The 22507-nt window shown below is 70.1% G+C and carries 25 protein-coding genes; 16 read left to right on the top strand and 9 right to left on the bottom strand.

The window, feature by feature from the left end; all coding sequences use genetic code 11:
* Positions 1–34 precede the first annotated feature (34 nt).
* The 3 genes from fabG (at position 35) to ACFWU9_RS16635 (ending at position 2231) form a co-directional block, all read left to right on the top strand.
* Positions 35–754: a 3-oxoacyl-[acyl-carrier-protein] reductase gene (gene fabG, locus ACFWU9_RS16645; protein WP_384318864.1), complete on the top strand. Its 720-nt coding sequence runs from the start codon at positions 35–37 to the stop codon at positions 752–754.
* A 4-nt stretch (positions 755–758) separates the two neighbouring features.
* On the top strand, positions 759–1532 hold the full coding sequence (gene fabI / locus ACFWU9_RS16640) for an enoyl-ACP reductase FabI (RefSeq protein ID WP_384318862.1): 774 nt from the start codon (positions 759–761) through the stop codon (positions 1530–1532).
* Positions 1533–1691: 159 nt separating this feature from the next.
* The gene (locus tag ACFWU9_RS16635; RefSeq protein ID WP_384318860.1) at positions 1692–2231 is read left to right on the top strand and encodes a hypothetical protein; all 540 of its coding nucleotides are present in this window, start codon (positions 1692–1694) and stop codon (positions 2229–2231) included.
* Positions 2232–2249: 18 nt separating this feature from the next.
* On the opposite strand, the gene ACFWU9_RS16630 is transcribed toward ACFWU9_RS16635, so the two are convergent.
* A complete protein-coding gene (locus tag ACFWU9_RS16630) occupies positions 2250–2924 on the bottom strand; it encodes a FadR/GntR family transcriptional regulator (protein ID WP_384318858.1) in 675 nt (224 codons plus the stop codon).
* 77 nt (positions 2925–3001) lie between these two features.
* Here ACFWU9_RS16630 and ACFWU9_RS16625 point away from each other — a divergent pair, with 77 nt between their 5' ends.
* From ACFWU9_RS16625 to ACFWU9_RS16610, 4 genes are all read left to right on the top strand, one after another.
* Positions 3002–4324, top strand: coding sequence for a CynX/NimT family MFS transporter (locus tag ACFWU9_RS16625; RefSeq protein ID WP_384318856.1), 1323 nt, complete (start codon positions 3002–3004; stop codon positions 4322–4324).
* Between the two features lie 17 nt (positions 4325–4341).
* Positions 4342–4458 carry an SGM_5486 family transporter-associated protein gene (locus ACFWU9_RS16620; RefSeq protein WP_384318855.1) on the top strand — a complete coding sequence of 39 codons (117 nt, stop codon included), beginning with the start codon at positions 4342–4344 and terminating at the stop codon, positions 4456–4458.
* Positions 4459–4594: 136 nt separating this feature from the next.
* A complete protein-coding gene (locus tag ACFWU9_RS16615) occupies positions 4595–4801 on the top strand; it encodes a hypothetical protein (RefSeq protein ID WP_384318853.1) in 207 nt (68 codons plus the stop codon).
* Between the two features lie 75 nt (positions 4802–4876).
* Positions 4877–5395 (top strand): SixA phosphatase family protein, encoded by a 519-nt coding sequence (locus ACFWU9_RS16610; RefSeq protein ID WP_384318851.1) that lies wholly within the window; start codon positions 4877–4879, stop codon positions 5393–5395.
* A gap of 159 nt (positions 5396–5554) precedes the next feature.
* Here the strand turns inward: ACFWU9_RS16610 and serB are convergent, their stop codons facing one another.
* Complete coding sequence (gene serB / locus ACFWU9_RS16605; protein WP_384318850.1) at positions 5555–6802, bottom strand: phosphoserine phosphatase SerB; 1248 nt, start codon at positions 6800–6802, stop codon at positions 5555–5557.
* 307 nt (positions 6803–7109) lie between these two features.
* On the opposite strand from serB, the gene ACFWU9_RS16600 reads away from it, so the two are divergent.
* The gene (locus tag ACFWU9_RS16600) at positions 7110–9674 is read left to right on the top strand and encodes an FHA domain-containing protein (RefSeq protein WP_384318848.1); all 2565 of its coding nucleotides are present in this window, start codon (positions 7110–7112) and stop codon (positions 9672–9674) included.
* Positions 9675–9802: 128 nt separating this feature from the next.
* On the opposite strand, the gene ACFWU9_RS16595 is transcribed toward ACFWU9_RS16600, so the two are convergent.
* From ACFWU9_RS16595 to ACFWU9_RS16585, 3 genes are all read right to left on the bottom strand, one after another.
* Positions 9803–10549 (bottom strand): transglycosylase SLT domain-containing protein, encoded by a 747-nt coding sequence (locus tag ACFWU9_RS16595; RefSeq protein ID WP_384318846.1) that lies wholly within the window; start codon positions 10547–10549, stop codon positions 9803–9805.
* Positions 10550–10809: 260 nt separating this feature from the next.
* The gene (locus ACFWU9_RS16590) at positions 10810–11904 is read right to left on the bottom strand and encodes an S-adenosylmethionine:tRNA ribosyltransferase-isomerase (protein ID WP_384319045.1); all 1095 of its coding nucleotides are present in this window, start codon (positions 11902–11904) and stop codon (positions 10810–10812) included.
* Between the two features lie 50 nt (positions 11905–11954).
* Complete coding sequence (locus tag ACFWU9_RS16585) at positions 11955–12653, bottom strand: SDR family NAD(P)-dependent oxidoreductase (RefSeq protein WP_384318844.1); 699 nt, start codon at positions 12651–12653, stop codon at positions 11955–11957.
* A gap of 197 nt (positions 12654–12850) precedes the next feature.
* On the opposite strand from ACFWU9_RS16585, the gene ACFWU9_RS16580 reads away from it, so the two are divergent.
* The 3 genes from ACFWU9_RS16580 (at position 12851) to ACFWU9_RS16570 (ending at position 15028) form a co-directional block, all read left to right on the top strand.
* Positions 12851–13996 (top strand): GAF domain-containing sensor histidine kinase, encoded by a 1146-nt coding sequence (locus ACFWU9_RS16580; RefSeq protein ID WP_384318842.1) that lies wholly within the window; start codon positions 12851–12853, stop codon positions 13994–13996.
* Positions 13989–14636: a response regulator gene (locus tag ACFWU9_RS16575; RefSeq protein ID WP_384318840.1), complete on the top strand. Its 648-nt coding sequence runs from the start codon at positions 13989–13991 to the stop codon at positions 14634–14636. Before ACFWU9_RS16580 ends, ACFWU9_RS16575 begins: the two co-directional genes overlap by 8 nt.
* 140 nt (positions 14637–14776) lie before the next feature.
* On the top strand, positions 14777–15028 hold the full coding sequence (locus ACFWU9_RS16570; RefSeq protein ID WP_384318839.1) for a chaplin: 252 nt from the start codon (positions 14777–14779) through the stop codon (positions 15026–15028).
* A gap of 113 nt (positions 15029–15141) precedes the next feature.
* Here ACFWU9_RS16570 and ACFWU9_RS16565 read toward each other — a convergent pair whose 3' ends face one another.
* Positions 15142–15930, bottom strand: coding sequence for a hypothetical protein (locus ACFWU9_RS16565; RefSeq protein WP_384318837.1), 789 nt, complete (start codon positions 15928–15930; stop codon positions 15142–15144).
* A 124-nt stretch (positions 15931–16054) separates the two neighbouring features.
* Here ACFWU9_RS16565 and ACFWU9_RS16560 point away from each other — a divergent pair, with 124 nt between their 5' ends.
* The 4 genes from ACFWU9_RS16560 to ACFWU9_RS16545 all read left to right on the top strand — a co-directional run bounded on the left by ACFWU9_RS16560 (position 16055) and on the right by ACFWU9_RS16545 (position 19351).
* A complete protein-coding gene (locus tag ACFWU9_RS16560; protein ID WP_384318836.1) occupies positions 16055–16846 on the top strand; it encodes an ABC transporter ATP-binding protein in 792 nt (263 codons plus the stop codon).
* 95 nt (positions 16847–16941) lie between these two features.
* Positions 16942–17370: an NfeD family protein gene (locus ACFWU9_RS16555; RefSeq protein WP_384318834.1), complete on the top strand. Its 429-nt coding sequence runs from the start codon at positions 16942–16944 to the stop codon at positions 17368–17370.
* A gap of 144 nt (positions 17371–17514) precedes the next feature.
* Positions 17515–18444: an SPFH domain-containing protein gene (locus ACFWU9_RS16550; RefSeq protein ID WP_189108739.1), complete on the top strand. Its 930-nt coding sequence runs from the start codon at positions 17515–17517 to the stop codon at positions 18442–18444.
* A 139-nt stretch (positions 18445–18583) separates the two neighbouring features.
* A complete protein-coding gene (locus tag ACFWU9_RS16545) occupies positions 18584–19351 on the top strand; it encodes a sulfite exporter TauE/SafE family protein (RefSeq protein ID WP_384318832.1) in 768 nt (255 codons plus the stop codon).
* A gap of 7 nt (positions 19352–19358) precedes the next feature.
* On the opposite strand, the gene ACFWU9_RS16540 is transcribed toward ACFWU9_RS16545, so the two are convergent.
* From ACFWU9_RS16540 to ACFWU9_RS16530, 3 genes are all read right to left on the bottom strand, one after another.
* On the bottom strand, positions 19359–19871 hold the full coding sequence (locus tag ACFWU9_RS16540; RefSeq protein ID WP_384318830.1) for an HNH endonuclease: 513 nt from the start codon (positions 19869–19871) through the stop codon (positions 19359–19361).
* A gap of 189 nt (positions 19872–20060) precedes the next feature.
* The gene (locus ACFWU9_RS16535) at positions 20061–20600 is read right to left on the bottom strand and encodes a YbhB/YbcL family Raf kinase inhibitor-like protein (RefSeq protein WP_384318828.1); all 540 of its coding nucleotides are present in this window, start codon (positions 20598–20600) and stop codon (positions 20061–20063) included.
* A gap of 87 nt (positions 20601–20687) precedes the next feature.
* Positions 20688–21470 carry a sporulation protein gene (locus tag ACFWU9_RS16530; RefSeq protein ID WP_384318826.1) on the bottom strand — a complete coding sequence of 261 codons (783 nt, stop codon included), beginning with the start codon at positions 21468–21470 and terminating at the stop codon, positions 20688–20690.
* 75 nt (positions 21471–21545) lie between these two features.
* On the opposite strand from ACFWU9_RS16530, the gene ACFWU9_RS16525 reads away from it, so the two are divergent.
* Positions 21546–22187, top strand: coding sequence for a DNA-3-methyladenine glycosylase (locus ACFWU9_RS16525; protein ID WP_384318824.1), 642 nt, complete (start codon positions 21546–21548; stop codon positions 22185–22187).
* The last annotated feature ends 320 nt before the right edge of the window (positions 22188–22507 follow it).

Below are 22507 nucleotides of genomic sequence, written 5' to 3'. Positions count from 1 at the left end.
TCCAGGTACCACACAGCTACGAAAGGGTGCTCCGTTGAGCCGCTCGGTTCTGATCACCGGAGGAAACCGGGGCATCGGTCTTGCCATCGCCCTGGCTTTCGTCGGCAACGGCGACAAGGTCGCCATCACCTACCGCTCGGGCGAACCGCCCAAGGCCCTGACCGATTCGGGCTGCCTGGCCGTCCGGTGTGACATCACCGACTCCGAGCAGGTGGAGCAGGCCTACAAGGAGATCGAGGAGACGCACGGTCCCGTGGAGGTGCTGGTCGCCAACGCCGGTGTCACCAAGGACCAGTTGCTGATGCGGATGTCCGAGGAGGACTTCACCTCCGTCCTCGACACCAACCTCACCGGCACCTTCCGCGTGGTCAAGCGCGCCAACCGCGCCATGCTGCGCGCCAAGCGCGGACGCGTCGTCCTGATCTCGTCCGTGGTGGGCCTCCTCGGCTCGGCGGGCCAGGCGAACTACGCGGCCTCCAAGGCCGGACTGGTCGGCTTCGCCCGCTCCCTCGCCCGTGAACTCGGCTCGCGCAACATCACGTTCAACGTCGTGGCGCCCGGTTTCGTCGACACCGACATGACCCAGGTGCTCACCGACGAGCAGCGCAAGAACATCGTCGCCAACGTCCCCCTCGGCCGTTACGCACAGCCCGAGGAGATCGCGGCCGCGGTCCGCTTCCTCGCATCGGACGACGCCGCGTACATCACTGGAGCCGTCATTCCCGTTGACGGCGGATTGGGCATGGGTCACTGATCACATGAGTGGAATCCTCGCCGGCAAGCGCATTCTCGTCACCGGCGTCCTCACCGACGCCTCCATCGCCTTCCACGCGGCCAAGATCGCGCAGGAGGAAGGCGCGGACGTCATCCTCACCGGCTACGGGCGCCTCTCGCTCGTCGAGCGCATCGCCAAGCGGCTGCCCAAGCCCGCCCCCGTCCTCGAGGTGGACGTCACCAACCAGGAGCACCTGGACTCCCTCGCCGACCGGATCCGTGAGCACCAGGGCGAGGACGCGAGCCTCGACGGCGTCGTGCACTCGATCGCCTTCGGACCGCAGGGAGTGTTCAACTTCCTGGAGGCGGAGTGGGAGGACGTCGGCACGGCGGTGCAGGTGTCGGCGTACTCGCTCAAGTCGCTGACGATGGCCTGCCTCCCGCTGATGGAGAAGCGCGGCGGCTCGGTCGTCGGGCTCACCTTCGACGCGCAGTTCGCCTGGCCCAAGTACGACTGGATGGGCATCGCCAAGGCGGCGCTCGAATCCACCAACCGCTATCTCGCGCGCGACCTCGGCGCCAAGAACATCCGCTGCAACCTGGTCTCGGCCGGGCCCCTCAGGTCGATGGCCGCCAAGTCCATCCCGGGCTTCGAGGAGCTGGCGGACGTGTGGAACCACCGCGCGCCGATCGGCTGGGACCTGTCCGACCCGGAGCCGACGGGCCGCGGTGTCGTCGGGCTGCTGTCGGACTTCTTCCCGAAGACGACGGGCGAGATCCTGCACGTCGACGGCGGCGTCCACATGATGGGTGCCTGACCCAGGGATTCGCGAGCAGCACACCCACGGAACCGCGTGACCGCCCCACGGCGGCACGCGGTTCCGTGCGTCGCACAGCGTGAGTGCTCACTGTCCGTGTCCGTACGAGTCGAGAAGAGCGACCACTCCCCGCACACTGATCGGGGAGGAGGTGTCGCTGTGTACCGGCAAGCACGCAAGATGGCCCTCGCGCTGACGGTGGCGCTGCTGATCGTCGCGGGCCTCGCCGTCACCGCCGTCGTACGGGGCGGGTCACCGGCCCCGGCGGCCAGAACCTCGGCGGCGGACGTGCTGGGTGTGGAGCGCCTCCCGGTCGACACCGGCGCTGACGGCGGCCGGGACCTCGGCGCCGGCCGTGAGGACGGTGCGGACTCCGAAGACAGTGCGGACGGGGCGGACGGGGCGGATCGCCGGGACGGCCGCGACCACGGCCGCGACGACGACCGCCGGCGTGGACGCGAACCCTTCGGAGCCTCCTGCCGTACGACGACAGAGGGCTCCCTGGTGACCGTCTTCTGCCACAACCCCTACCCGGAGGCCGACCGGGTCCAGCTGCACATCGAGTGCGCGCGCTGGTGGGACGTCGACTCCGACAGCGCGCCCGCCGAGGCCGGGCCCGCCGGCTACGCCCGGCTCAGCGGTCGCTGCTGGAAGGAGATCGAGTCCGCCTGGGTCAGCCACGAGCGCGTCGTCTCCTGACGGGGCGCCCGGCGCTCCTCAGACCGTCTCGCGCAGACAGCTGAACGCGTGGCTCGCCGCTTCCGCCCCCGCCGTCTCCGCGTCCCGGGCCCTGATGGCCTCGACCAGCCGCGAATGGTCCAGATGGGCGGCCGGGCGCAGCTCACGCCCCACGTCGGCGCGCAGCCCGTCGCGCAGCAGATCGCTGAGGTCCGCGTAGAGCGCGGTGAGCACCTCGTTGTGCGAGGCCGAGACCACCGCCAGATGCAGGGTCGCGTCCGCGGCCACGAACAGCTCCGCGTCCCCGCCCGTCCACGCCTCCTCGCGACGCGCCAGCAGCGTGTCCAGCTGGCGCATGTCCCGCTCCGTACGGCGCTCGGCCGCCAGCCGGGCGGCCGAGGCCTCAAGGGTGGAGCGCACCTCCGCGATGTGCCGGGCATCGGCGTCGGCGAACCTGCGGTGCATCACACCGGCCAGCTCACTCGTGGCGACGACATAGGTGCCCGAGCCCTGCCGGATGTCCAGGAGCCCGTTGTGCGCCAGCGCGCGCACCGCCTCACGGACGGTGTTGCGCGCCACGCCCAGCTGCTCGACCAGCTCGGGTTCGGTGGGGATGCGTGAGCCGACCGGCCATTCGCCCGAGGTGATCTGGTTCCGCAGTTCGGTGATCACCTGGTCGGAGAGCGCGGATCGCCGGGGGGAGGTCAGGGCCATGGTGCTCCAGGTTCTCGGTGCCGAGGTGACGGCAGGCGATTGGACAACCAATCATCCCATGATTCTATGATGGCTCCATGCTGGACGAGACTACGACCCCGCTGCCGTCCCGGCGGCACGCCGCGCCCGCGCCCGCCGATTCCTCCGGGAGAGCTCCCTCTCCCCGGACGAACGTCTGGCTGACCCGGCTGCTCGTCGTCGGGCTCGTCCTCGCGGCCGTCAACCTCCGCCCCGCCATCACCAGCCTCGGCGCGCTCCTCGAAGACGTACGCGCCGGACTCCATATGAGCGGCGGCGTCGCCGGCGTCCTCACCTCCGTGCCCGCCCTCTGCTTCGCCGTCTTCGGCGTCACGGCGCCGCGCCTGGCCCGTCGCTTCGGGCCCGCGACCGTCGTCTGCGCGGGCATGGTGGCCATCACCGCCGGGCTCCTGATCCGCCCCTTCACCGACGGCACGGCCGCCTTCCTCGCGGCGAGCGCGCTCGCGCTGATGGGCATAGCCGTCGGCAACGTGCTGATGCCCGTGATCGTGAAGCGGTACTTCCCCGACCGGGTCGGCACCATGACCGGCCTCTACTCGATGTCGCTCTCCGCCGGCACGGCCGTGGCCGCCGCCGCGACCGTCCCCATGACCTCGGCGCTGGGCGGCAGTTGGCGCCTCGGCCTGGGCCTGTGGGCGGTCGTCGCCGCCGTCGCCGTACTGCCGTGGGCGGCCCTTCTCGTACGCGACCGGAAGGACGCGGCGAGCAGGACGACGGCCGGCCCGGACGCGGGGCACCGGCCGAGGCCCGAACCGGCCCCGGCCCCGGCGGTCGCGGCGGCGCCGAGGATCACCCGCAGCCGCACCGCCTGGGCGCTCGGCTGCTTCTTCGGCCTCCAGGCCACGGGCGCGTACATCACCATGGGCTGGATGCCGCAGATCTTCCGCGACGCGGGGGTGTCGGCCGGTACGGCGGGGCTGCTGCTCGCCGTCACCATGGTGATGGGCGTGCCCCTGGCCTTCGTGATCCCCCGGCTGGCCACCCGGATGAGGAACCAGGGCCCGATCGTCGTCGCTCTGGGAGCCTGCGGGCTGACCGGTTACGCGGGCCTCTTCCTCGCGCCCGCCGCCGGGGCGTGGGTATGGGCGGTGCTGCTGGGCGTCTCCAACTGCGCCTTCCCGCTGGCGCTCACGATGATCGGCATGCGCGCCAGGACCGGGGCCGGGATCGTCAAGCTGTCCGCCTTCGCGCAGAGCACCGGGTATCTGATCTCCATCCCGGGCCCGCTGCTGGTGGGCGTGCTCTACGAGAGCAGCGGCGGCTGGGAGCTGCCGATCACGCTGATGGGCGGGCTCATGGTGCCGCAGATCATTCTGGGGGTCGTGGCGGGCCGGGACCGGGTGATCGAGGACGAGGCCTGAGATGAGAAACTGGGCGCATGCCAGTCCTTGAGCCGAATCCCCAGAACGGCCAGAAGAAGCTGCTGATGATGTTCGGCACGATCATCGGCATCATGGTCGTGATCGCCGTCATCGCCACGATCGCCTCGCCCTGAGAGACCATGGTGGTGCTGGCCCCACCCTCCCCTAGGGGGCCAGGGTCAGGGTCAAGTGGGTGGGTCTCCGGATGGGAGCGGCATCCGCCGATCCGTAGCTTTGAGGTACCTCAACCGCTGACCTACGGAGGCGGCCATGCCGGCCCCTACGCACACCCGGTCCCACCACTCGTCCCCCGACACCGTCGACATCCGTCTGCCCTGGTGGGCGGTAGTGCTCCCGGCCCTCGCCTTCGCCGCGCTCCTGCTGCTGATGGCCGGTCCCTCCCCGGCCGAGGCCGCGGCGACCGATCCCGGCGTCGGCGGTGTGGTGATCCACATCCAGCAGACGCTCGCCCGCTAGCACGGTCCCCCCGTGACGGGTGCCCCCTTCCAACACCCCGCGCCTGACGCCGCATTTCATGCGAAGCTGGAATGCATGAGCGTCGAAACACCTCGCAGGATTGTCCTACTCCGGCACGCGAAGGCCGACTGGCCCGACGTGGCCGACCACGAGAGGCCGCTCGCGGAGCGGGGCCGCGCGGACGCCCCCGTGGCGGGTCGCCGGCTTGCGGAGACCGGCATCGCCTTCGACCTTGCCCTGTGCTCGACAGCGGCGCGCACGCGCGAGACCTGGAAGCTGGCGGTGCACGAGTTGCCGTCCCGGCCCAGGACCGTGTACGAGGACCGGTTGTACGACGCCACGCTCGGCGATCTCCTGGCGCTGGTCACCGAGACGTCGGACGAGGTGAAGGATCTCCTGCTGATCGGCCACAACCCCGGGATGCACGCCCTCGCCGACGCCCTCTCGGCGCGCGCCGAGGGTGACGCCCTGGGCCGGCTGACCGCGAGCGCGTTCCCGACCTCGGCGTTCGCCGTCATCGAGATCGCCGGCTCGTGGAAGACGGTGGAGCCCGACGTGGGGACGCTGCTCGAATACTGGGCGCCGCACGACTGACGGCGCGCGTCACCCGGCCCGACCGCCCCGCCCCAACTCCCCTACGTCCCTCAGGTCCTCAAGCCCTCACGACAGAGCCCCGGCACGGTGTGCGTGCCGGGGCTCTTCCGTCTCTCGTTCCGGGCCGGTCCTGCGCGACGGGCCCGTCCGCGCCGTTCCCTACCGGTCGGCGTCCGCCCCCGGCTCCGCCTCCGCGGCCTCCACCTCTTCGACCTCTTCGCGCGTGATGCCCAGCAGATAGAGCACGGTGTCGAGGAAGGGCACGTTCACCGCCGTGTCCGCGGCCCTGCGCACCACCGGCTTCGCGTTGAACGCGACCCCGAGCCCCGCCGCGTTCAGCATGTCGAGGTCGTTGGCGCCGTCGCCGATCGCCACGGTCTGCGACAGCGGCACCCCGGCCTCCGCGGCGAACCGGCGCAGCAGCCGGGCCTTGCCCGCCCGGTCGACGATCTCGCCCACGACCCGGCCGGTGAGCTTCCCGTCCACGATCTCCAGCGTGTTCGCCGAGGCGAAGTCCAGCCCGAGCTGGTCCTTCAGCGCGTCGGTCACCTGGGTGAACCCGCCGGAGACGACGCCCACTTGGTACCCGAGCCGCTTGAGCGTACGGATCAGGGTGCGGGCGCCGGGCGTGAGCCGTACCTCCGCGCGTACCTTCTCCACGACCGACGCGTCGAGTCCGGCCAGCAGCGCCACGCGCGCGTGCAGCGACTGTTCGAAGTCCAGCTCACCGGCCATGGCCCTGGCCGTCACCTCGGCGACCTGCTCCTCGCAGCCCGCGTGCGCGGCGAACAGTTCGATGACCTCGTCCTGGATGAGGGTCGAGTCGACGTCCATGACGACCAGCCGCTGCGCCCGGTGGTGCAGCCCGGCCGAGACGACGGCGACGTCCACCCCGATCTCGGCGGCCTCGGTCGCCAGCGCGGTGCGCAGCGGTTCGGTCGCGGTGCCGGACACCGCGAACTCGACCGCAGTGACCGGGTACTTGGCGAGCCGGAAGATACGGTCGATGTTCCCGCCGGTCGCGGTGATACGGGCGGCGATGGCCGCGGTGGACTCGGCGGAGAGCGGATGTCCGAGCACGGTGACATGGGAACGGCCGCTGCCGCGCGGCCTGTTGTCGCCGGTCCCGGAGATGATCTCCGCCTGGAGCTTCAGGGAGTCGGCCCAGCTGTGGACGGTCGCCCGCAGCTCGCCCTCGGTGCCGCCGCCGACCTCGGGCGAGGTGACGAGCGCGCACAGGACGATACGGCCACGGGTGACGACCTGCTCGATGTCTATGACGTCGAGCGAGTAGGCGGCGAGGGTGTCGAAGAGGCCTGCGGTGATCCCCGGGCGGTCCTTCCCGAAGATCTTGACGAGAAGCGTGGGGGCTGCGTCAGTGGTCTGACGGGGCTGCGATGCGCTCATGGTGATCCCCACCGTATCGGGCGGGACGCGTGGGGCGACCGGCCGTCCCGCGTGCCGGACAGCACTCCCGGACCCCTCCGCCGGCCTGTCTCCCGACCCGGGTCCCGCTTGCGGGGTTTGAGCGTGTTCACTTACGTTTCGCCGCGCCACGAACGGGATTTTGCGCTCTTTCGTGAGGCCCGACTTTCGTATAAGGGGCCGGGCCTGAAATAGTTCCCCACGATGTTCGCCATCCCTAGACTCCCTGTGATGGGGGTAACCCGGGGGACAACCAGTGGGGCATGGAGTGCCGGAACTCGTACTTGAAATGAACGGAAGGACCTGGACGCTCGATCAGTCCAGGTCGTACAGCCTGGGACGTGATCCGCAGGGCGACCTGGTGATCGATGACGCGCGTGTCTCGTGGCGTCATGCCACCATCAGCTGGGGGGGCCGTAGTTGGGTAATTGAGGACCACGGCAGTACCAACGGCACTTATGTGCAGGGCCAGCGGATCCACCAGATGGAAATCGGTCCGGGCAGCGCGGTGCGTCTCGGCAATGCGACCGATGGACCACGGCTGAAACTCAATGGTGCGGCCGCGTCCCAGACGCCGCAGGCGCAGCACGCGCCGCCGCAGCACGCGCCCGCACAGCCGCAACCGCAGCCGCAGGGCGGCCCGGGCTGGGCCCCTCAGCAGGGGGCTCCCCAGCAGCAGGGCTGGCCGCCGCAGCAACAGCAGCCGCCCCAGCAGCAACAGCACCAACAGCAGCCTCAGCAGGGCTATGTCCCGTCGCAGCACGGAGGGCCGGGGGGCCCGGGTGCCGGCGGTCATGGCGGTCCCGGTTCCGGTGGCGCGGCGGGGGCCCCACCGGTGTACGGGGACCGCAGCCCGACCACCTTCCACCAGGTGGCCCTCGGCCGGGTGATGCGCATCGGCCGTGCGCTGGAGAACGAGCTGGTCGTCTCCGACCTCCAGGTCTCGCGTCTGCACGCCGAGTTCACCTCGACGCCCGACGGCCGGTTCCAGATCCGCGACCTCGGATCGCACAACGGCACGTACGTCAACGGCCAGCCGATCCCCAAGTCCGGTACGGCGCTCATCGGCCCGAACGACATCGTCGGCGTCGGTCACTCGACCTTCCGCCTTGTCGGGGACCGGCTGGAAGAGTTCGTCGACACCGGCGAGGTCTCGTTCTCGGCCCGCCATCTCACGGTGACGGTCGACGGTGGAAAGCAGATCCTCAAGGACGTCTCCTTCGGCGTCCCCGAGAAGTCGCTCATCGCGGTCATCGGCCCCTCGGGCTCCGGAAAGTCCACGCTCCTCAAGGCGCTCACCGGCTACCGGCCCGCCAATGAGGGCGATGTCCTGTACGACAACAGGAATCTGTACAAGCAATTCGCCGAGCTGCGCCAGCGCATCGGTCTGGTCCCGCAGGACGACATCCTGCACAAGGAGCTGACCGTACGGAAGGCGCTCAAGTACGCCGCCAAGCTCCGGTTCCCCGGTGACACCGCCGAGTCCGAGCGCGAGGCCCGTATCGACGAGGTGCTGCGCGAGCTCAAGCTCGACATCCACAAGGAGAAGCGGGTCACCTCGCTCTCCGGCGGCCAGCGCAAGCGCGTCTCCGTCGCCCTCGAACTGCTGACCAAGCCGTCGCTGATCTTCCTGGACGAGCCGACCTCCGGTCTCGACCCGGGCATGGACCGCGACGTCATGCAGCTCCTGCGCGGTCTCGCCGACGACGGCCGTACGGTCCTGGTGGTCACCCACTCGGTGGCGGAGCTGGCGATCTGCGACAAGCTGCTCGTCATGGCCCCCGGCGGCTCGGTCGCGTACTTCGGCCCGCCGGAGGAGGCGCTCAACTTCTTCGGCTACTCGACCTGGGCCGATGTCTTCTCGGCGTTCGAGAACTACCGCGACTACGACTGGGCGGGCCGCTGGCGCGGTTCGCAGCACTACCAGATGTACGCCGCCGACATCGACGCCGTCGCCGCGCAGTCCGTCCATATGCCGCCGCCGCAGCAGATGCGCCCGCCGAAGCCGCAGAGCTGGGGCTCCCAGCTGTGGACGCTGATCCGCCGCTACACCTCGGTGCTCGCCTCCGACCGGGGCTTCCTCGCCCTGATGGTGATATTGCCCGCCGTCATCGGCGTGGTGAGTGTCGTGATCCCGGCGGAGTTCGGCCTGGGACCGCCGGACCCGCCGGCCAGGTTCAACGGCAAGGCGGGCACGATCCTGCTGATCCTCGCGGTCGGCATGTGCTTCTCGGGCTCGGCGAACTCCGTAAGAGAGCTGATCAAGGAACGGGTGATCTACGAACGGGAACGGGCCACCGGCCTCTCCCGCTCCGCGTATCTGATGTCCAAGGTCATCGTGCTCGGTGTGATCACGGCCTTCCAGGGCGTGATCCTGTGCGGGATCGGCTTCGCGCCGCGCGCGCTGCCCGACGAGGGCCTGGTCATGCCGCCGGCCGTCGAGATGTGCATCGTGATCATCGCGCTGGGATTCACGTCGATGATGTTCGGTCTGGTGATCTCCTCGCTGGTGAAGACCGCCGAGAAGACCATGCCGCTGCTGGTCATGTTCGCGATCGTCCAGGTCGTCTTCACCGGCACGCTCTTCCAGATCTACGGTTCGCCCGGCCTGGAGCAGTTCGCCTGGCTGATGCCCTCGCGCTGGGCGATCGCCGGTACCGGCTCGACCCTCGATCTGGCGCATCTGATGCCGCCGTGGGACCCGAAGAACCCCAACGACCTGGACCCGCTCTGGGACCACTCGATCGGTCAGTGGGGCCTCAACGTCTCGGTCCTGCTGTTCATCGGCGTCGTCTGCGGATTCATGGTGGCGCGGCTGCTGCGCCGCCATGAGCCCGAGGTCATGCGCAAGTAACCCGGACCACGCGCACCGCCGGTGGGCGGCACCCCTTCGCGGGGTGCCGCCCACCGGCGTCTGTCCGTGTCGCGCGTGCCACGCGTCGGTGCGCGGTCGTGCGCTGTCCTGCCCTGTCGCGCGGTGGCTCAGTAGGCGCTGTCGACGTTGTCGATCGAGCCGTACCGGTCGGCGGCGTAGTTGGCCGCGGCGACGATGTTGGCGACGGGGTGGTACTGGCTGTGCGGGGTGCCCTTGACGTGGTAGGTGTCGAAGGTCGGCTTGATCACCTGGAGCAGGCCGATCGACGGGACGCCGTTCTTCGCGTTGATGTCCCAGTTGTTGATCGCCTTCGGGTTACCACTGGACTCACGCATGATGTTGCGGTGCAGACCCTCGTACGTACCGGGGATCTTCTCCTTCTTCATGATGGACAGGGCTTCCTTGATCCATCCGTTCAGGTTGTTCGCGTAGTGGGGCTTGCGGTCGGTGGAGCGGTTGGCCTTCTCCTTGGCCGCCGCGCGCTTCTTCGCCTTCGCGGCCGCCTCCTTCTTGGCGTCGGACTTGTCCTTCGCCTTCGCCTTCGCGGCGGCCTTGGCCTTGGCCTCGGCGGCCGAGTCCTGCTTGGCGTGTATCTCGGCGATTCGGTCGGCCATGGAGTGCTGGCCGGTAAGGCTCTTCTGGGCGGCAGCGGCCTGGGTGCTGCTCGCGCTCGACTCGAACGCCACCGGGGCGGCGGACGTGGACGCGGCCACGGCCCTGTTCGAGCCCTCGGCGGACGCGTTGCCCGGGATCAAGGAGAAGGTTACGGCCGCGGCGGCGACTGCTGTCACGCCGGCGATCGAGAGCCGGTGGCTCTTGTTCAGACGGTTGCCAGGGGTGCTGGGCGCGGTCATACGACATACCTCTTCGAATAGCGGGGCGTCGCGGAGGCCGGTTAGCCAGATGCCTGAGCGGCGGCGACGGGTGCAATTCTTAGCGGCAGCAAAACCCTGTGGCAAAGGTGTGACGTACGACCCGTGGTAGTTGAAAGGGGTCTAAATGAGACATCCGGATACCCATTCACGGCATCCTTACACCCGCCGATATGTCCACTACATACCTTCGTAAGTGATCTGCGTCCTATGCGCGGCGTCACATTGGGGTAGGTCCGATTTCACCCGAAGTTGCTGGAGCAACTCAGAGAGTGAGCGTTCTCCGCAGGCAGTACGAGATGGACGTCGCCGAACTCGTGCCAGAGATAGAGATGCCGCAGGGCCTCGGTGTAACCGGCCTCCAGCGCCTCGCGCCCGGCGATCGCCTCCAGCATCAGCAGATGCGAGGCCCGCGGCTCGTGCAGCCCGGTCAGCAGCCCGTCGACGACGCGCACCCCGCGCCGCGGCGTGACCACCAGATCCGTCCACCCCGAGGCCGCCCGTACACCCCCGCCGGGACCGGCCGCCGACTCCAGCGCCCGTACGGCCGTCGTCCCGACCGCGACGATCCGCCCGCCGCCCGCCGCGGCGGCGTTCACCAGCCGGGCCGTCGTCGCCGTCACCTCGAAGCGCTCCGGGTACGGCGGCTCGTACGCCTCCGCCGACGCCACCCCCGTGTCCAGCCGGATCGGCGCGAACCACACGCCCCGGCTCATCAGCTCCGCCACCAGCCGGGCGGTGAAGGGCCGCCCGGCGCTCGGCATCTCCGCGGAGCCCGACCCGTCGGGGGAGGGGAGCGCGAAGACGGTCTGGTACGCCGAGAGCGGCTGGTCCCGCTCCGTGTACCCGTAGCGGATGGGACGGCCGTGGCCGCCCAGCAGCGCCGGCACGTCCCCGCCGTCGACCCGCGCCCACCACAGCCGCGTGCCCGCCGGGTCCAGCGGCTCCTCCAGTACGAGATGCCCGCCGCCCGGCAGCCGTACGACCGCCCCGGCCGGACCCCCGGCCCGCGCCAGCGTCGCCCCCTTGCCCCCGAGCCCGGCCGGCGGACCCGGCGTCCGCAGCTCCACCGCCCACCGCCCGTCGTCCCCCCGTGTGGAGAAGTGGACGACCAGCCGGTCGGCCCCGAGCCGCCCGTCGACCGCCGCCGCCAGCGTCCGCGAGGTGTTCACCACCAGTACGTCCCCCGCCCTCAGCCGCCCCGGCAGCTCCCCGAAGACGTGGTGCGACACCTCCGTGCCCCGGGACACCAGCAGCCGTACGTCGTCCCGGCCCGAGCCGCGCCGCTCGGCCGGCACCCGCGCGAAGAGCGCGTCGGGCACCCGCAGCCCCTCCAGCCCCGGGCCGCCCGCCCCCGCCGGGCCCGGCCGCCGTACGGCCGCCCCGGTCACGCCTCCGCCCCCAGCAACGAGGCCGCCGAATACCGTCCGCTCGTCGGCCGCCTCCGCAGCAGCCGCAGGAAGCCCGGCACCACCGACCGGGGATCGGGCCGCGGGTCACCGTCGTCCGGCACGGCCGCCGCGTACAGATCGGTCCGCATGTCGCCCGGATCGACCGTCCACACCCGAAGCCCCGGCTCCTCCACGGCCAGCACGGCGGCCAGATGGTCGAGCGCGGCCTTGGACGCCCCGTACCCGCCCCAGGTCTCGTACGCCTCCGCCGCCGCGTCCGAACTGACCGCGATCACCGTGCCCGCCCCGCCGGCCCGCAGCAGGGGCAGCGCCTCCTGTACGAGCCCGAGCGCCGCCACCACATTGGTCTCCAGCGCGGCGCGCAGCCCGTCGAGCGCGAGGGCGTCCAGCCGTACGAGCGGTTCGGCGCCCAGCGCGCTCGCGTTGCTCACCAGCAGGTCGAGCCCGCCGAGGGCGCCCGCCGCCGCGACCAGCTCCGCACGGTGGACGGGATCGGTCACATCCCCCGGGATCGCCGTCACCCGCGTCCCATGGGCCCCCATCTCCCGGGCCGCCCCCGCCAGCGGGCCCGGGGTCCGGGCGTCGAGCACCAGATCCCACCCGTCCTCGGCGAGCGCCCCGCCGAGTGCCCGCCCCAGACCCTTCGAGGCCCCCGTGATGATCGCTACCGACATGGCGTCCGCTCCCTCTCGCCTCGCGTCGGCCCCGGACGTCGCCGAGAGCCGTTGTCCTCAACATAGAAAGGACAGGGGACCCACTGCCTCGGGCGCGGGTCCCTCCACGAGGAGGCACTTGGGCCTAGGCCGGGAGGCCTCCTCCACTGGGCCGGAGGTCCGATCCGGGCGGTCCCGCCCGCCGGTACGGTGAGGCCATGAGCCACCGACCGAGCTCCGGGCTCGCCGCCGTGAGCACCGCGCTCCTCGCGATGAGCAGACATCTGGAGGTGCGCGACGTCCTCAAGACGATCGTCGCCTCCGCCCGTGAACTGCTCGACGCCGAGTACGCCGCGCTCGGAGTGCCCGACGACCACGGAGGCTTCGCCCAGTTCGTGGTCGACGGCGTCAGCGACGCGCAGTGGAAGGCCATCGGCCCGCTCCCGCGCCAGCACGGCATCCTCGCGGCGATGCTGCACGACGCGCGCGCCGAGCGGCTCCCCGATGTGAAGGAGGACCCCCGCTTCGAGGGCTGGCCCTCCGCCCACCCCGACATGTCCGACTTCATCGGCCTGCCCATCCGCGACGGCGACGAGACGATCGGCACGCTCTTCCTCGCCAACAAGCGCTGCCCCAAGCCGGCCGGCGGCTGCGGATTCACCGAGGAGGACGAGGAACTCCTCGGCATCCTCGCCCAGCACGCGGCGATCGCCCTCACCAACGCCCGGCTGTACGAGCGCAGCCGGGAGCTGACCATCGCCGAGGAACGCTCACGGCTCGCCCACGAGCTGCACGACGCCGTCAGCCAGAAGCTCTTCTCGCTGCGGCTGACCGCCCAGGCCGTGTCCAGCCTCATCGACCGCGACCCGGCACGGGCCAAGGGCGAGCTGCAACAGGTCGCCGACCTCGCCGCCGAGGCCGCCGACGAGCTGCGCGCCGCCGTCGTCGAGCTGCGCCCCGCCGCCCTGGACGAGGACGGCCTCGTCCATACCCTCCGCACCCAGATCCAGGTGCTCGACCGCGCCCACTCCGCGCACGTCACCTTCGACAGCTGCGGGGTACGGGCCCTGCCCGCCTCCCAGGAGGAGGCGATGCTGCGGGTGGCCCAGGAGGCGCTCCACAACGCGCTGCGGCACTCCGGCGCCGAACGGGTCGACGTGACCATCGCCCGCCGGGGCCAGGGCGCGGTGCTCAGCATCACCGACAACGGCAAGGGCTTCGAACCGAGGGCCGTGCGCAGGGCCGGCCGCCACCTCGGGCTCGTCTCGATGCGCGACCGGTCGAGCGGTGTCGGCGGCAGGCTGACGGTGCAATCGGCGCCCGGACAGGGCACCACGATCGAGATGGAAGTTCCCGGTGGCTGACGAGAAGAGAATCCGCGTCCTGCTGGTGGACGACCACCAGGTGGTCCGCCGCGGGCTGCGCACCTTCCTGGAGATCCAGGACGACATAGAGGTCGTCGGCGAGGCGTCCGACGGGGACGAGGGCGTCGCGGGCGCGGAGGAGCTGCGCCCGGACGTCGTCCTGATGGACATCAAGATGCCGGGCACGGACGGTATCGAGGCGCTGCGCAAGCTCCGCGAACTCGCCAACCCGGCCAGGGTGCTGATCGTGACGAGCTTCACCGAACAGCGCACGGTGGTGCCCGCGCTACGGGCCGGGGCCGCCGGCTATGTGTACAAGGACGTCGACCCGGAGGCGCTGGCCGGCGCCATCCGCTCCGTACACGCCGGTCATGTCCTGCTCCAGCCCGAGGTGGCCGGGGCCCTGCTGGCCCAGGACGACCCCGGGTCGGGACAGGGCCGGGGGTCCTCGCTCACCGACCGGGAGCGCGAGGTGCTCACCCTGATCGCGGACGGCCGCTCCAACCGGGAGATCGCCCGCGCGCTCGTCCTCTCCGAGAAGACGGTCAAGACGCATGTCTCGAACATCCTGATGAAGCTGGATCTCGCGGACCGTACGCAGGCGGCGCTGTGGGCCGTACGGCACGGGATCACCGGCTGATTCGGAACGTCGTATTCCGATCTGAGATTCATACCGTCGGGTGTATGTCCCCCACACGGCGTATCCCCGACGGTGTCCGGGCGTTCTCCATGGCGTGCCGCGGAGTACCGCCGCGGCCCTTGCTATGGAGGATCCTGAAAATGAACAACTTCAAGAAGGCCGCCGCCCTCACCATGATCGCCGGCGGGCTCGTCGCCGCGGGCTCCGGCGCCGCCTTCGCCACCGGCGGCCCCCACGCCGACGCCGACGGCAAGGCCGTCCACTCCCCGGGCGTCGGCTCCGGCAACCTCGTTCAGGTCCCGGTGCAGATTCCCGTGAACGCGGTCGGCAACACGGTCAACGTGATCGGCGTCCTCAACCCGGCGTTCGGCAACGGCGGCCTCAACGTCTGAGTCACCCCCGCGCCACCGTCCGCCAGGCACCGCGGCCCCGGTACCCGTCCTCAGCGACGGGTACCGGGGCCGTGCCGTTCCTCACACCCGGGACGGCTCCGTGTGCACCGCGCTCAGCGCGGACCGCGCTCCATCTCCTCCACATACGCGTTGTACGCGGCCACCTGCGCCCGCCGCGACACCCGCTCCACCGGCCGCAGCAACTCACCGCGCGCCGCCATCTCCGACGCGCTCACCGCCCCGCCGTGCCCGTGCTCCCGCGCCAGCGCGACCAGCAGCCCCACCCGCCGCGCCAGCTCCAGCACCCGTACCGCACGCGGCGGATAGCCCGGGGCCAGCACCTCCCGGCCCCGCTCCGACCGCGCCCGGTACGCGTCCAGCGCCGCCTCCGCCACCGGCCCCGACGCCGCGACATCCAGCCGCGACAGCGCGTCCGTCGCGTCCCGCAGCGCCTCCGCCAGCTCCCGCTCCGCCTCACCGAGCGACGGCACGTCCGCCGGCGGCGCCTCGCGCACCGACAGACAGTCCCAGAGCACCTCGACATGACGGTCGCCCTCGGGACCCACCGCCGACACCTCGGGCACCAGCCCGTACGGCGCCCCCGAGGCGACGACCGCCTCCTCCGCCTCCAGCGCCCGGGCGTTGAACTCCGGCGGCCCGCTGAGCCCCAGCGGATGGCCAGGCGCCGGAAGCGCCACCCGGTACCCGGTGACCCCCAGCGCGCGCAGCCGCCCGAGCGCCAGCGTCAGCCCCACCGGCCCCGCCTCACCCGGCAGCCCCGCCACCCGGTGCACCGCGTCCGGCCCGACGATCGCGACAACCGCGTCGTCCGGCGATACGAAACCGGCAAGGAGGGCATTTCCCCAGGCCGCCAACAGTCCTGAGCGTGGTTCGTCAAGCATGGCCCCAGCCTAGGGAACGGACCTAAGGAGTTGACCGCCGGACCGGTGGCGTAGGTTTTCCCTGTGGAGCTGCGCCCACAGGCGCATGCCAGATCTCAAGACTGCATGGGGAGACAACGCGCTCATGAGCGATGTACTGGAGCTGGTGGACGTATCCGTGGTCCGCGACGGACGCGCTCTGGTGGACGATGTCTCCTGGTCCGTCAAGGAAGGCGAACGCTGGGTGATCCTCGGCCCCAACGGCGCCGGCAAGACGACCCTCCTCAACCTCGCGTCCAGCTATCTCTTCCCCTCCACCGGCAAGGTGAGGATCCTCGGCGAGAAGCTCGGCAAGGTCGACGTCTTCGAACTCCGGCCCCGCATCGGCGTCGCCGGAGTCGCCATGTCCGAGAAGCTCCCCAAGCGCCAGACCGTGCTCCAGACCGTCCTCACCGCCGCGTACGGCATGACCGCCACCTGGCACGAGAACTACGACGAGGTCGACGAACAGCGCGCCCGCGCCTTCCTCGACCGGCTCGGCATGACCGAGTACCTGGACCGCAGGTTCGGCACGCTCTCCGAGGGCGAGCGCAAGCGCACCCTGATCGCCCGCGCCATGATGACCGACCCCGAACTGCTCCTCCTCGACGAGCCCGCCGCCGGACTCGACCTCGGCGGCAGGGAGGACCTCGTACGCCGTCTCGGCCGGCTCGCCAGGGACCCGTACGCCCCCTCCATGATCATGGTCACCCACCATGTCGAGGAGATCGCCCCCGGCTTCACCCATGTCCTCATGATCCGCCAGGGCAGGGTCCTCGCCGCCGGCCCCATGGAGACCGAGCTGACGTCCCGTAACCTCTCCCTCTGCTTCGGCCTCCCGCTCGTCGTGGAGCAGACCGACGACCGCTGGTCCGCACGCGGTCTCCCCCTGCGCTGATCCCACCGCCCGACCGCCAACACGGCGCCTGGGCAGCGTGAATGACCTGGTCGCACCCCCTGTCCGGACCGGACCCGCCCACCTACCATGATGATGTGGAAATCGAAGCATGGGTGTGGTGGCTGATCGCGGCCGTGGGACTGGCGATACCGCTCGTCCTGACGGCGATGCCCGAGTTCGGGATGTTCTCCGTGGGCGCGGTGGCCGGTGCGGTCGTCGCGGCGCTCGGCGGCGGAATCGTGGCACAGGTCCTTGTCTTCGTGGTGGTCTCGGTCGCGCTCATCGCCGTCGTACGGCCCCTGGCGGCCAGACAGAGCGCCCGAACTCCCCGCCTGGCCACCGGAATCGACGCCCTGAAGGGGCGTCAGGCCGTGGTCGTCGAACGGGTCGACGGCAGCGGCGGCCGGATCAAACTCGCCGGAGAGATCTGGTCGGCACGCACCCTCGACGCCGAACAGGTCTTTGAACCGGGCGAGAAGGTCGACGTCGCGGAGATCGACGGCGCCACCGCGGTGGTGATGTGAGCCCCCCGAGGGCCGACGCGCCCCCCTGTGCGACATGAGCCGCCCAGCCAACCAGGCCGAACGCCCCGCACAGACAGGCGTGTTCTGCGAAACTCGATCATCTGACAGTCCGGCAGTTCGGTATGAAGGGCAGTAGGGAACGCGATGCCATCAATCATCATCGTCCTGGTCATCCTGGTGGTGCTTGTATTCATCGCCCTGATCAAGACGATCCAGGTCATCCCGCAGGCGAGCGCCGCCATCGTGGAGCGCTTCGGGCGCTACACCCGCACGCTCAACGCGGGCCTGAACATCGTGGTCCCGTTCATCGACTCGATCCGTAACCGCATCGACCTCCGTGAACAGGTCGTCCCCTTCCCGCCCCAGCCGGTGATCACCCAGGACAACCTGGTCGTGAACATCGACACCGTCATCTACTACCAGGTGACCGACGCCCGCGCCGCGACGTACGAGGTCGCCAGCTACATCCAGGCGATCGAACAGCTCACCGTCACCACACTGCGCAACATCATCGGCGGCATGGACCTGGAGCGCACCCTCACCTCCCGCGAGGAGATCAACGCGGCCCTGCGCGGCGTCCTCGACGAGGCCACCGGCAAGTGGGGCATCCGCGTCAACCGCGTCGAGCTCAAGGCCATCGAGCCGCCGACCTCCATCCAGGACTCGATGGAGAAGCAGATGCGCGCGGACCGCGACAAGCGCGCCGCGATCCTCACCGCCGAGGGCATCCGCCAGTCCGCGATCCTCACCGCCGAGGGCGAGAAGCAGTCCGCGATCCTGCGCGCCGAGGGCGAGGCCAAGGCGGCGGCCCTGCGCGCCGAGGGCGAGGCCCAGGCCATCCGTACGGTCTTCGAGTCCATCCACGCCGGCGACCCCGACCAGAAACTCCTCGCCTACCAGTACCTCCAGATGCTCCCCAAGATCGCCGAGGGCGACGCCAACAAGCTCTGGATCGTGCCCAGCGAGATCGGCGACGCGCTCAAGGGACTCAGCGGCGCCTTCGACAACCTCGGCTCCGGCGTACCGGGCTTCAACACCGGCAAGGAGCGCCGCCAGCAGGCACCGCTCGACTGACGGCCCCCGCCCGCGCCGGGCGATCCCCCTCTGATCCGTACGTCACGTTCCCGTACGACGCACCACCCGTCGTACGGGAACGGTCCCGTCCTCGGGCATGATCGGTTCAACAACCACCGATCACCGAGGGACGTGTCGCGTGACCATCTGGGAGATGCTCGCCGTGTTCGTCGCGGGCACCTGCGCCGGCACCATCAACGCCATCGTCGGCTCGGGCACGCTGATCACCTTCCCGGTGCTGCTCGCCACCGGCCTGCCACCGGTCACCGCCACCGTCTCCAACGCGCTCGGCCTGATACCGGGCGCCGTCAGCGGAGCCATCGGCTACCGCGCGGAACTCACCGGACAGCGCCGGCGCATCACGCGCCTGGGCACCGCCGCCGTCTGCGGCGGCCTCTGCGGGGCGATCCTGCTCGTCTCCCTGCCCTCGACCGCCTTCGAGACGATCGTGCCGATCCTGGTGAGTCTCGCCCTCGTCCTGGTGATCCTCCAGCCCCGCCTCGCCAGAACCGTCCAGCGCCACCGCGCACGCAAGAACGTCGCCACCAAGACCGACGGCGGACCGCTCCTCTTCGGAGGCGTCATGGCCGCCAGCGTCTACGGCGGCTACTTCACCGCCGCCCAGGGAATCATCTACATGTCCCTCATGGGCATGCTCATCGACGAGGAGATGCAACGGCTCAACGCGGTCAAGAACGTCCTAGCCGCCATCGTCAACACCATCGCCGCGATCTTCTTCCTCTTCGTGGCGGACTTCGACTGGACGGCCGTCGTCCTCATCGCCGTCGGCTCCGCCATCGGCGGCCAACTCGGCGCGAAGGTCGGCCGACGACTCTCACCCACCGTGATGCGCACGATGATCGTGGTCGTCGGCACCGCCGCCATCGTCCAGCTCGTCACCCGCTGATCAAGACCTACGCCGCCGCGCCGGCCCCCGCCAGCCACTGCGGCAGCGCCGACCGCTCACCGGCCCGCAGCGCCAGCAGCATCGCGTCGGCGGGCGACGGCACGAACGGCTCGTGCAGCAACGGCATTCCGGCCTGCTCCGGCGTCCGGTCGGCCTTGCGGTGATTGTCCTCGGCACACGAGGCGACCGTATTGAGCCAGCTGTCCGCACCGCCACGCGACCGCGGCAGCACATGGTCCACGGTCGTCGCACGCCGACCGCAGTACGCGCAACGGTGCTGGTCACGTATCAGCACACCACGCCTCGACCACGGTGCCTGTCTTCGGAAGGGCACCCGTACATACCTGCAGAGCCTGATCACCCGGGGCACCGGCAGATCCACCGCGGCGGCACGCACCCGAAGAGCCGGGTGGGACTGCTCGACGACGGCCTTGTCCTGGAGGACCAGCACCACCGCACGGTTGAGTGTCACCGTCGACAGCGGCTCGAAGCTCGCATTCAGTACCAGCGTGTCCCGCATCCCGCCCACCTCCCGTGTGCCGCCCCGCCGGACGGCGGGCTGGGATCAACTCTGGCCGGGCGCGCCAAGATGGACAACGCAATATCCGCCTATCCGAGTTCCGAGGACGACCCCAATAACCCCCGCAACGAAAAAATGCCCTGCTCTGATCTCTCCAAGACCAGGGCAGGGCAAACAACAGCTGAACGGTCAGCTCTCCGCCGGAGCGGTGTACTCACCGATCAGCTGCGCACGCGCGAGCGTGTGGTACCGCAGATTGAAGCCGACGACGGCGGGCGAGGCGTCCGAGTCCGGACCCAGCGCGTCACTGTCCACCGCGTACACCGAGAACACATAACGGTGCGCGGGATCACCCGCCGGGGGAGCGGCGCCCCCGAAGTCCTTCGTCCCGTAGTCGTTGCGCGCCTGCACGGCGCCCTTGGGCAGCCCTTCGAACGAACGGGAACCGGCGCCCGCCGGAAGCTCGGTGACCGACGCCGGGATGTCGAAGACCACCCAGTGCCAGAAACCACTGCCGGTCGGCGCGTCTGGGTCGAAACACGTCACGGCAAAGCTCTTGGTCTCCGCGGGGAACCCCTCCCACCGCAGCTGCGGCGATGTGTTCCCCGCCGCGAAGACCTGGGCGTCCTTCAGGACCGCACCCGGCGCGATGTCGTCGCTCACCACGGTGAAGGACGGCACGGGCGGGAGGAAGTCATGAGGGAGTGGAGCCCTCTTCGCCTCGGTCACTACTGAACCTCCGGATTCGGCTTCGGTGCCGCCGGGCCACGCCGGGCCCGGCGGCCTTCCGCAGCCGAGACTAAGGCCGTACGGACCTCAGGCCCAGTTCCGACGCCCGCCGACGTCCGCGATCCACTGGTTGAGATAGGCGGCCCAGTCGGTGCCCTGGAAGTCGTTAAGACCCACCTGGAAGGCGCGGTACGAGTCGCTGCCCGCGCTGAACAGGCCCGGCTTCTTGTCCATCTCCAGGATGACGTCCATCTCGCGGTCGTCCGCGATGAAGGTCAACTCGACCTGGTTCAGCCCGCGGAACCGCTGCGGCGGAGCGAACTCGATCTCCTGGTAGAACGGCAGCCGCTGACGCGTCCCACGGATGTGCCCACGCTCCATGTCCGCGCTCCTGAAGCGGAAGTCCAGGCTGATGAAGGCGTCCAGGATGGCCTGCTGCGCCGGCAGCGGGTGCACGTTGATCGGGTCCAGGTCACCGGAGTCCAGCGCGCGGGCGATCTCCAGCTCCGTCGTCACCCCGATGTTCATACCGTGCAGCTGCTGCCCGCCGATGCTGGTGACCGGCGTCTCCCACGGGATCTCCAGACCGAACGGAACCACGTGGACCGCGCCGGCCTTCGCCTCGAAGGCACCGCCGAGACGCTGCTTGACGAACTCCAGATCCTGCTTGACCTCCTGGTCCCCGCCCTCGACCTCGACACGGGCCTGGAGACCGACGGAGAGCCCCTCGATCTGCTGGTCGACCGATCCGCCCTGGATGCGCACCTCGCCCTGGACGACCCCGCCCGGCACGACGTTCAGCTCGGTCAGCTCGGTCTCGACGGACGCGCCGCCGGCGCCCAAGCTCGCGAGCAGCCTCTTGAAGCCCATAGTCACTCCTCCTAGATCCTGACCTCTACATACGCGTCACGACCGCGGGCGGTTCCCCCGCTACGCTCGGACGACATGATCGAGCGCCCCGACCGTACGCCGCTGCCCCGCGACTTCTTCAACCGGCCCGTGCTGGAAGTCGCCCCCGACCTCCTGGGCCGAACCCTCCTGCGCCGCACGGCTGAAGGAACGATAGAACTCCGTCTCACCGAAGTGGAGGCGTACGCGGGCGACATCGACCCGGGCTCCCACGCCTACCGGGGCCGCACCGACCGCAACAGCGTGATGTTCGGTCCGCCCGGTCACGCGTACGTCTACTTCACGTACGGCATGTGGCACTGCCTGAATCTGGTGTGCGGCCCGGAGGGCCGGGCGAGCGGTGTACTGCTGCGCGCCGGCGAGATCCGGGAGGGGGCGGAGCAGGTACGGAAACGACGTGTCTCGGCCCGGAACGACAAGGAACTGGCCAAAGGTCCGGCCCGGTTGGCCACGGGCCTGGACATCGACCGCTCCCTGAACGGCACGGACGTCTGCACCGGGGGCGACACGCCCCTGTCGGTCCACATGGGTACGCCGCCGCCGCTTGACCAGGTACGCAGTGGCCCACGTACCGGGGTGGGCGGCGAAGGAGCCCCGCACCCCTGGCGGTTCTGGATCGACGGCGACCCGACGGTGAGTCCGTACCGCGCCCACACCCCGCGCCGCAGGGCAACTTGACGCGCCGGGTCCGGACGCCTAATGTAGCCCGAGCCGCTCTGAACGGGTCTTGCTCATCAGCAGCCCGGAGCGGCCATCCACTACCTACCATGTGCCCCTGACGGGTTCTCTTTCGGCATGCCGAAATTCGAACTCGCTCGACCCGATTATGAGTCGCCCGGGGAATCGGTTAACGTAGTGGACACGCCGAAAGGGAAACGCGAAAGCGGATTACTTATCAGGCACTCCCGCCGACTGGGAATCAGGGCCTGAAAGGTTCTGATAGAGTCGGAAACGCAGGACAGCAAGACCGAAGGGAAAGCCCGGAGGGGCCCGGAGAC

Source organism: Streptomyces sp. NPDC058653 (genome assembly GCF_042716895.1).
GTDB lineage: Bacteria > Actinomycetota > Actinomycetes > Streptomycetales > Streptomycetaceae > Streptomyces.
Note: the sequence above shows the minus strand (reverse complement) of the source record. Positions and strands in the feature narration are given on the sequence as shown.